This is a genomic window from Pseudomonas sp. SDO52101_S400 (assembly GCF_054071635.1).
In genome coordinates, this window is the sequence record NZ_JBSVWF010000016.1 from 97,140 (window position 1) to 104,464 (window position 7,325).

Below are 7,325 nucleotides of genomic sequence, written 5' to 3' on the forward strand. Positions count from 1 at the left end.
TCCATCCGTGAGAGGCAGTCATGTTCAAAGGCATTTTGATCGACAAAGACGACAGCGGTTATCGCGCCAGCCTGCAAGAAATCAGCGACGAACAGTTGCCGCAGGGCGATGTGACAGTTCGCGTCGCGTACAGCACGCTCAACTTCAAGGATGGCCTGGCGATTACCGGCAGCAGCCCGGTGGTGCGCAAGTTTCCGATGGTGCCGGGGATCGACCTGGCCGGCACTGTCGAAGTCAGCTCGCATCCTGACTATAAGGTGGGCGATCAGGTGCTGCTCAACGGTTGGGGCGTGGGTGAAAACCATTGGGGCGGCCTGGCCCAGAAGTCCCGACTCAACGGCGACTGGCTGATTCCGCTGCCCAAGGCTTTTTCCGCCGCGCAAGCCATGGCCGTTGGCACGGCGGGCTACACGGCGATGCTGTGCATCATGGCGCTGGAGCGTAATGGCGTGAAGCCAGAGCAGGGCGAAGTGCTGGTCACGGGTGCCAATGGCGGGGTCGGCAGCTTTGCTATCGCCTTGTTGCACAAGCTTGGCTATCGCGTGGTCGCTTCGACCGGTCGTGTGTCCGAGCATGAATATCTGCAGCAACTCGGCGCCAGCGAAATCATTGATCGTGCGACCTTGTCCGAACCCGGCAAGCCACTGGCGAAGGAGCGTTGGGCTGCAGTTATTGATTCGGTCGGCAGCCACACCTTGGCCAACGCCTGCGCCAGCACCCGCGCCGAAGGCACTGTCGCTGCGTGCGGTCTGGCTCAGGGCATGGATTTCCCGGCGTCGGTGGCCCCGTTCATTTTGCGTGGCGTGACGCTGGCCGGGATCAACAGCGTGACCCAGCCAAAGGCGCGCCGAATCGAGGCCTGGACGCGTCTGGCCAAGGATCTGGACTTTGCCCTGTTGCCCCTGATCAGCCACGAAATCGGCCTCAGTGAAGCTATTGAGGCGGCGCCGAAGTTGCTCGCCGGACAGTTGCGCGGACGGGTTGTGGTGGACGTCAATCGCTGACACATTAAGCGCCATCGCGGACCTGCCGGGCCGCACTTTAAAAAGGGAGTGGCACTTCGATGGATTTACAACAACAGCACGTTGAGTCGTTCACGGTTTCAGGCTTGCGTGTTCGAACCACCAACGCCGCAGAACACAAGGCCGAGACCGCGAAAATCGGCCCGATGTGGGGCGAGTTTTTTGGCAAGGGCCTGGCGGCAACCATTCCCGGCAAACTGACGGAGTCGCCGATTTATGGGGTGTACTCGGCGTATGAGTCGGATGCCTCGGGTGCATTCGATGTGACGGCAGGCGTCGCGGTCGTCGATCCGCAGACAGATTTCGAGACGATCCGGATTGAAAGCGGCGAGTATCTGGTGTTTCAGGGGCATGGTGCATTGCCTGATGCGGTCATCGCCACTTGGGGCAGGATCTGGAAACACTTCGAAGCCAATCCGCAAATTCAGCGACGTTACGCCACCGACTTCGAGGCCTACCTCGGCCCCGAGTCAGTGGCGATTTACATCGGCATTCGTTAAGGCTGCGTTTCCCGGGACAACAACTCACGCTTGCGCTCTACACCCCAGCGATAGCCCGAAAGGTTGCCGTCGCTGCGTACCACGCGGTGGCAAGGAATGGCCACCGCGAGGCTATTGGCGCCGCAGGCCTGAGCCACGGCCCGAACAGCTTTTGGTGAGCCGATGCGTTGGGCGATGTCGGCGTAACTGGCGGTGCAGCCAACCGGAATTTCGCGTAGCGCCTTCCAGACCCGTTCCTGAAACGCGGTGCCTCGCACGTCCAGTGGCAGATCGAGACCGATGGCCGGCGCTTCAATGAAGCCGACGACGTGGGCGATCAATTGCTCGAACCCGGCGTCGGCGCCAATCAGGTTGGCCCGGCGAAACTGATCCTGCAGGTCGCAGACCAGTTGATGCGGATCATCTCCCAGCAGAATCGCGCAAATCCCCCGGTCGCTCTGTGCCACCAGAATCGCGCCGAGCGAACATTGGCCAACCGCAAAGCGAATGTCGTTGTTTTGCCCGGCTGCCCGGTAGTCACCGGGTTTCATCCCCAGCAACTGGTCAGCAGCTTCATAGAAACGGCTATTGGAGTTGAAACCGGCGTCGTACAAGGCGTCGGTCACTGAGTCGCCCTCCGCCAACCGTTGCCGCACTCTGCGAGATCGGTGCGCGGCGGCATAGCCCTTGGGCGTCAAGCCGGTGGCGGCTTTGAATACCCGATGGAAATGAAATGAACTCAGGCCTGCGGCGTCCGCCAGTTCGTTGAGCGCTGGCAGGGTTTCGGCGGTTTCGATCTGCCGGCAGGCAGCGGCTACGGTCGCGGCATGTTGCGCGGCCACGTCGCTCTGATCCTTGCTCGCCCGCTTGCTGGGGCGATAACCAGCCGCTTCGGCCGCTTCGGCGGTGTCGAAGAACTCGACATTCTGCGGTTTCGGCAAGCGCGCCAGGCTGCTCGGGCGGCAATAGATGCCGGTGGTTTTCACGGCGTAGACAAATTGGCCGTCCGCCCGTGGGTCGCGGGCGACAACGGCGGACCAACGTGGATCGTCTTCAATGTTCAGCGGGGTCGAAAGCGTTTTCATGATGGAGAGTCCGTTGACCTGTTGATTTTCAGGTTAACCAGTGCCGCCGACGGTATCACTCCGGCCCTTGCGGTCAAACTTTGCGCGGTCATCCCGCGGTGCGGAATGTCAGGTTGAAGCGTTGTTCGCCCAACTGCGGATGCCGACCGTACTTGATCGGCAGGACGCCGTGGTAGCGCAGTCGATCAACGCCTCCCCAGATTACGATGTCGCCGTGCAACAGCGAAATGCGCTGGCTCTTGTTGCTACGGGCGAAACCGCCGAACAGGAACATCGCTGGCAAACCCAATGACAGGGACACGATCGGTGCGGCGTAGGAATGTTCGTCCTTGTCCTGATGCAAAGACATTTTCGCGCCGGGGACATAGCGGTTGATCAGGCAGGAATCCGGTGTGAAGTCGGAAAATCCGACTTGCTTCGCCGCTGCTTGCGCCAGTTCGCGAAACACTTCAGGCATTTCCGGCCAGGGCTGGTGGCTGAGCGGGTCTTCGGCCGAATAGCGGTAACCGCTGCGGTCGGTGATCCAGCCGAGTGCTCCGCAACTGCTGGTGGCCACTGACATGCTGAAGCCGCCGGGCGTCATCATGTGCCGCAACGGGGCGTGTTCGATGACCGATTCCAGCGCCGGCAGCAATTGCTCGATACGGGGCAGGGCGAAGCTGCGCAACACCCACGATTGCTCTCCAATCTGCTCGGCGCGGTGTGGCTGCTCGGTGTCGGCGAAGAGGTCGAAATTGCTGTGCATGATAGTCAGGTAGCGTCGTGAAAAATGATGCCCAGAGTATGCCGTTTTCCGCTGTGCAGGCGGCTGACACCGTGGCGCATGGTGACGCGATAATCGCCGCGCAGGCCTCTGACAGGACGCTGGTTGACGGCAAAGATCAATGCGTCACCTTTTCTCAAGTCCATCACCATCGGGCGAGACTGCATTCTTGGACGTTGTTCGGTCAGGACGAATTCGCCGCCGCAGAAATCCTCGCCAGGCTCTGACAGAAGAATCGCCACTTGCAGCGGGAACACATGTTCACCGTACAAGTCCTGGTGCAGACAGTTGTAGTCCTGTGGCCCGTATTGCAGCAAGAGCGGGGTAGGTCGCAGTTGACCGGCGGCATGACAGCGCGCGAGAAACTCGCTGTGAAGGGGTGGAAAACGTTGTGGCAAGCCCATCCGTTCATGCCAGCGGTTGGCCAGTGGAACAAGGCGCGGATAAAGCGCACTGCGCAGGCGCTCCACCAATGGAGGCAGAGGATAACGCAGATATTTGTACTCACCGCGACCGAAACCGTGGCGGGCCATGATCACCTGCGAGCGGAACGGTTCGCTTTGCGGATACAGCGCACTCAGGCGATCACAAGTTTGTGGGCGCAACAGCGAACGGATGATGGCGCCACCGTCCTGATCCAGCTGTTGTTCCAGTGCGACCCAATCGAGCGCATCGAGGGGAGAGTCGGGTGACATCGGCATGCTGATTCCTTGGCTTGCGTCCAGGCGATCAGTCTAGGCAGCCCGCCAGGCCGGAACACTCCGGCGCTTGCGGTCGAATTGTCACCCGTGTGTTACAGCGCTTTGCTGACGCTGATGTCGCTGATCACGTCTTCGCTTTGGCCATGCAGGGCATCCAGCGCAGCCTTGGCTTCTTCCGGCGTGCCGTTTTCCAGCTGGGCGAATTCGAAGCGGCGCTCGCCGTTCAGTTTGTACTTGATGACGTATTTGGTCGTTTGAGCCACGGTCATGCTTACCTGATTGCGTTGAGGGAGCCGATCAGCTGAGTTTCGAGCTGGAACGACGGATGATCTTGATCGAGTGCGTCAGGGTCGGCTTGCGGGTCACGCTGATGGCACGACGGTTGACGGTGTCGATGGTGATGTTCCAGAACCCGGTGCTCGGCGCAGTGATGCGGGCCGGGAACGTGTCGAATGCGCCGCCGTGATAGGTGTGACGGCCGCCGTTCTTGAAGCTGCGAAAGTTGGCGTCGTTCATCAGACGGATGTTGCAGGTTTGTGAGCATTGAATGACGACGATGTCGTCTTCGTTGAGGTGCTCGCGCTGGTGAATAAATTTCATGGGCGCCTCCAGAAGGGCTTTTTCTACAAAATCAAAACGATAGCAGAGTCGATTGGCGCAGTTTATCAGCCCGGACAGGTTATTATCCGGCCGTCGGGCGCTGCTTTGACAATTAAAAACAGTTATTCGCGATTTCGTGTGCGCTAAATGCAATGAGCCTCGGAGAAAAACGGCATTTGTGCTGTCGGAGGGTCTTTATAGGAGGTTTTGGTATGAAGTGGGGTTTGGCGTGTTTGCCATTGGTATTGGCAGTGGGTGGATGTGCAAGTGTTTCGGAGATTAACGAAACACTGCCTACCATGAACGTCATTTCCGGCAAGAAACCTCATGAGTACGCGCAGTGCCTGGCCGATAAGTTGGCGCAAAGCCGCGGCGCCCTGCAAATGCAGCCGCACAAGGACGGGATGCGGGTGATCGTGCCAGGCAAGTTCTCGTCCGGTCCGGCCGCCGTGTTTGACATTGAAGACCGTTCCGGCGGCAGCAGCATCAAGCTGCACGAGCGCATGTCCAATGTACCGCTTCGCCCGCGGGATGTGCGCAATGCCGCCACGGTGTGCATTTCCGGCTGATAAACTGTCAGTCATCGGTATTGATGCCGTCCAGGTCACGCCTGGGCGGCATTGTCATTTCTGGAGATGTGCATGAAGCGAGAGCAGGTGCGCGAGCGCCACAAAGAGGGTCTGATTGCGGCCACTCATGTGATTCAGAACCCGGCAAATTCGGGCGAATGGATCGTGTTTTTCAAGAAGAGCGCCGGGCGCAGTTACTTTCTGGTGGATGAAAACGACGAAGTCGAATCGTTCGGCCGTCTGGATGACCTGATAGAGGTCGTTCGCGGACTGGGGATCAAATTCGCCGAAATTCACATGTAGAACTTACTTGCAGACCACTACGACACTGCGGTTCTTGTAGTTGCCGACATCGATACCCAGGGTCTTGTCGCTTTCCTTGGGAGACGGTGTGCCATCGGTTCCGACGATGCGATAGCCGGTGCCGGCGCAGGAGGCGTCAGCCTTTTCATAACAGGTCGCCCAGGAGTTGGCCTCACCGGAGCAATCGATGCTCAACCCTTGTTCGCCGTTGTTCAGATAAGTGGGTTGAGAGGTAGCGCAGCCGGCCAGGGCCAGAAGTGCTAACAGAGGCAGCATTTTGTGCAGCGTACGGATATTCATGGCGATGTCGTCTTCAGAAGGAGGGGGCTAGACGCTATGACAGCGCCGGCATGAAAAGGTTATAGCGATTGGCCACATCTTCATGTTCGAAAAAAGCCCTGCGCAATGGCAGGGCTCTGGATGCGTTACAGCTGATCAGTCCTGATCCTTGCCGCGACGTTTCGGTGCAGGAGGCGTGTAATCGAGCACCGCGGCTACCTCAATCGCCATCGCTTCAGTGGGCAATGGGCCGGACACATCTTCGCCGTTGGCGGCGGTGATATGCCACTGGCCATCTTTCGCCTTGGCAACGGTGTACCCGTTGATGATTTTTGCTGCGGACATCTAGCGGCCTCGTTGGCTGGTTCAAAGGCGTCATGATAACGGGAAACGGGCGAACGGGCTCGGGTCGATGTGGTGTTCCTGAATCTTTGGGCTACGCTGAGTGCGCAGCTTCTGCGTGCGGATTGAACTATCCGCCAGAATATTTCTCTATGTTGACATCGGTTAGCCAGTGCGGGGCATTGTAAGGTGCACGCCGCCTGATTAGACTGCGCCGAAACTCGTACACACAGCCCTTTCAAGGACTTATATGATCAAGAAATGCTTGTTCCCAGCAGCCGGTTACGGTACTCGCTTCCTTCCAGCGACTAAGGCCATGCCCAAAGAAATGCTGCCGGTGGTAAACAAGCCACTGATCCAGTACGGCGTCGAAGAAGCTCTGGATGCTGGTCTGACTGAGATCTCCATCGTGACCGGCCGTGGCAAGCGCGCCCTGGAAGACCACTTCGACATCAGCTATGAGCTGGAAAACCAGATCAAGGGCACCGACAAAGAGAAATACCTGGTCGGTATCCGCAAGCTGTTGGACGAGTGCTCGTTCTCCTACACCCGTCAGACTGAAATGAAAGGCCTGGGTCACGCGATCCTGACCGGTCGTCCGCTGATCGGCGATGAGCCGTTTGCCGTGGTGCTGGCGGACGACCTGTGCGTCAACCTCGAAGGCGACGGCGTGCTGACCCAGATGGTCAAGCTGTACAAGCAGTTCCGCTGCTCGATCATTGCCATTCAGGAAGTCGATCCGGCAGAGACCAGCAAGTACGGCGTTATCGCCGGCGAGATGATCCGCGACGACATCTACCGCGTACACAGCATGGTCGAGAAGCCAAAGCCGGAAGACGCGCCGTCGAACCTGGCGATCATCGGTCGTTACATCCTGACCCCGGACATCTTCGATCTGATCGAGCAGACCGAGCCAGGCAAGGGCGGCGAAATCCAGATCACCGACGCCCTGATGAAGCAAGCCCAGAACGGCTGCGTGATGGCATACAAGTTCAAGGGCAAGCGTTTCGACTGCGGTGGCGCAGAGGGTTACATCGAGGCAACCAACTTCTGTTTCGAAAACTTCTACAAAACCGGCAAGGCCTACTGATAGCGCCTGATCTGCCTGTACGAAAAAGCCACCTTCGCAGACTGTGTGAAAACCTAGCAATCTGCGCGGTGCTCAAAGAAAATGCTCCGTAT

At 58.6% G+C, this 7,325-nt stretch carries 12 protein-coding genes; 5 read left to right on the plus strand and 7 right to left on the minus strand.

Annotation, left to right across the window (positions count from 1 at the left end):
• Nucleotides 1-20: 20 nt before the first annotated feature.
• Both acuI and ACW9HX_RS10715 read left to right on the plus strand, forming a co-directional pair.
• Complete coding sequence (gene acuI / locus ACW9HX_RS10710; RefSeq protein WP_457380571.1) at nt 21-1,004, plus strand: acrylyl-CoA reductase (NADPH); 984 nt, start codon at nt 21-23, stop codon at nt 1,002-1,004.
• Between the two features lie 59 nt (nt 1,005-1,063).
• Nucleotides 1,064-1,522, plus strand: coding sequence for a GyrI-like domain-containing protein (locus tag ACW9HX_RS10715; RefSeq protein ID WP_457380572.1), 459 nt, complete (start codon nt 1,064-1,066; stop codon nt 1,520-1,522).
• On the opposite strand, the gene ada is transcribed toward ACW9HX_RS10715, so the two are convergent.
• The 5 genes from ada to ACW9HX_RS10740 all read right to left on the minus strand — a co-directional run bounded on the left by ada (nt 1,519) and on the right by ACW9HX_RS10740 (nt 4,650).
• Nucleotides 1,519-2,586: a bifunctional DNA-binding transcriptional regulator/O6-methylguanine-DNA methyltransferase Ada gene (gene ada, locus ACW9HX_RS10720; RefSeq protein ID WP_457380573.1), complete on the minus strand. Its 1,068-nt coding sequence runs from the start codon at nt 2,584-2,586 to the stop codon at nt 1,519-1,521. The two genes, ACW9HX_RS10715 and ada, sit on opposite strands and share 4 nt — an antisense overlap.
• Nucleotides 2,587-2,674: 88 nt before the next feature.
• The gene (alkB, locus tag ACW9HX_RS10725) at nt 2,675-3,331 is read right to left on the minus strand and encodes a DNA oxidative demethylase AlkB (RefSeq protein ID WP_457380574.1); all 657 of its coding nucleotides are present in this window, start codon (nt 3,329-3,331) and stop codon (nt 2,675-2,677) included.
• A gap of 5 nt (nt 3,332-3,336) precedes the next feature.
• Nucleotides 3,337-4,050 carry a 2OG-Fe(II) oxygenase gene (locus ACW9HX_RS10730; protein ID WP_457380575.1) on the minus strand — a complete coding sequence of 238 codons (714 nt, stop codon included), beginning with the start codon at nt 4,048-4,050 and terminating at the stop codon, nt 3,337-3,339.
• 92 nt (nt 4,051-4,142) lie between these two features.
• The gene (locus ACW9HX_RS10735; protein WP_169430549.1) at nt 4,143-4,319 is read right to left on the minus strand and encodes a hypothetical protein; all 177 of its coding nucleotides are present in this window, start codon (nt 4,317-4,319) and stop codon (nt 4,143-4,145) included.
• A 28-nt stretch (nt 4,320-4,347) separates the two neighbouring features.
• Complete coding sequence (locus ACW9HX_RS10740; RefSeq protein ID WP_007958929.1) at nt 4,348-4,650, minus strand: DUF1883 domain-containing protein; 303 nt, start codon at nt 4,648-4,650, stop codon at nt 4,348-4,350.
• A gap of 212 nt (nt 4,651-4,862) precedes the next feature.
• Here ACW9HX_RS10740 and ACW9HX_RS10745 point away from each other — a divergent pair, with 212 nt between their 5' ends.
• On the plus strand, nt 4,863-5,219 hold the full coding sequence (locus ACW9HX_RS10745; protein ID WP_457380576.1) for a hypothetical protein: 357 nt from the start codon (nt 4,863-4,865) through the stop codon (nt 5,217-5,219).
• Between the two features lie 72 nt (nt 5,220-5,291).
• Nucleotides 5,292-5,522: a hypothetical protein gene (locus tag ACW9HX_RS10750; protein WP_096821535.1), complete on the plus strand. Its 231-nt coding sequence runs from the start codon at nt 5,292-5,294 to the stop codon at nt 5,520-5,522.
• 3 nt (nt 5,523-5,525) lie between these two features.
• On the opposite strand, the gene ACW9HX_RS10755 is transcribed toward ACW9HX_RS10750, so the two are convergent.
• Both ACW9HX_RS10755 and ACW9HX_RS10760 read right to left on the minus strand, forming a co-directional pair.
• On the minus strand, nt 5,526-5,822 hold the full coding sequence (locus ACW9HX_RS10755) for a hypothetical protein (protein WP_457380577.1): 297 nt from the start codon (nt 5,820-5,822) through the stop codon (nt 5,526-5,528).
• Nucleotides 5,823-5,957: 135 nt separating this feature from the next.
• Entirely contained in the window at nt 5,958-6,146 is a 189-nt protein-coding gene (locus tag ACW9HX_RS10760; protein WP_096821531.1) for a hypothetical protein, read from the minus strand.
• A gap of 247 nt (nt 6,147-6,393) precedes the next feature.
• Here ACW9HX_RS10760 and galU point away from each other — a divergent pair, with 247 nt between their 5' ends.
• On the plus strand, nt 6,394-7,233 hold the full coding sequence (galU, locus tag ACW9HX_RS10765; RefSeq protein WP_085710029.1) for a UTP--glucose-1-phosphate uridylyltransferase GalU: 840 nt from the start codon (nt 6,394-6,396) through the stop codon (nt 7,231-7,233).
• Nucleotides 7,234-7,325: the final 92 nt, after the last annotated feature.

Bases quoted from the DNA above. Each gene is read 5' to 3' on its own strand.
- ada (WP_457380573.1), bottom strand. From the start codon at position 2,586: ATGAAAACGCTTTCGACCCCGCTGAACATTGAAGACGATCCACGTTGG.
- alkB (WP_457380574.1), bottom strand. From the start codon at position 3,331: ATGCACAGCAATTTCGACCTCTTCGCCGACACCGAGCAGCCACACCGC.
- ACW9HX_RS10730 (WP_457380575.1), bottom strand. From the start codon at position 4,050: ATGCCGATGTCACCCGACTCTCCCCTCGATGCGCTCGATTGGGTCGCA.
- ACW9HX_RS10740 (WP_007958929.1), bottom strand. From the start codon at position 4,650: ATGAAATTTATTCACCAGCGCGAGCACCTCAACGAAGACGACATCGTC.
- ACW9HX_RS10715 (WP_457380572.1), top strand. From the start codon at position 1,064: ATGGATTTACAACAACAGCACGTTGAGTCGTTCACGGTTTCAGGCTTG.
- ACW9HX_RS10735 (WP_169430549.1), bottom strand. From the start codon at position 4,319: ATGACCGTGGCTCAAACGACCAAATACGTCATCAAGTACAAACTGAAC.
- acuI (WP_457380571.1), top strand. From the start codon at position 21: ATGTTCAAAGGCATTTTGATCGACAAAGACGACAGCGGTTATCGCGCC.
- ACW9HX_RS10750 (WP_096821535.1), top strand. From the start codon at position 5,292: ATGAAGCGAGAGCAGGTGCGCGAGCGCCACAAAGAGGGTCTGATTGCG.
- galU (WP_085710029.1), top strand. From the start codon at position 6,394: ATGATCAAGAAATGCTTGTTCCCAGCAGCCGGTTACGGTACTCGCTTC.
- ACW9HX_RS10745 (WP_457380576.1), top strand. From the start codon at position 4,863: ATGAAGTGGGGTTTGGCGTGTTTGCCATTGGTATTGGCAGTGGGTGGA.
- ACW9HX_RS10755 (WP_457380577.1), bottom strand. From the start codon at position 5,822: ATGAATATCCGTACGCTGCACAAAATGCTGCCTCTGTTAGCACTTCTG.
- ACW9HX_RS10760 (WP_096821531.1), bottom strand. From the start codon at position 6,146: ATGTCCGCAGCAAAAATCATCAACGGGTACACCGTTGCCAAGGCGAAA.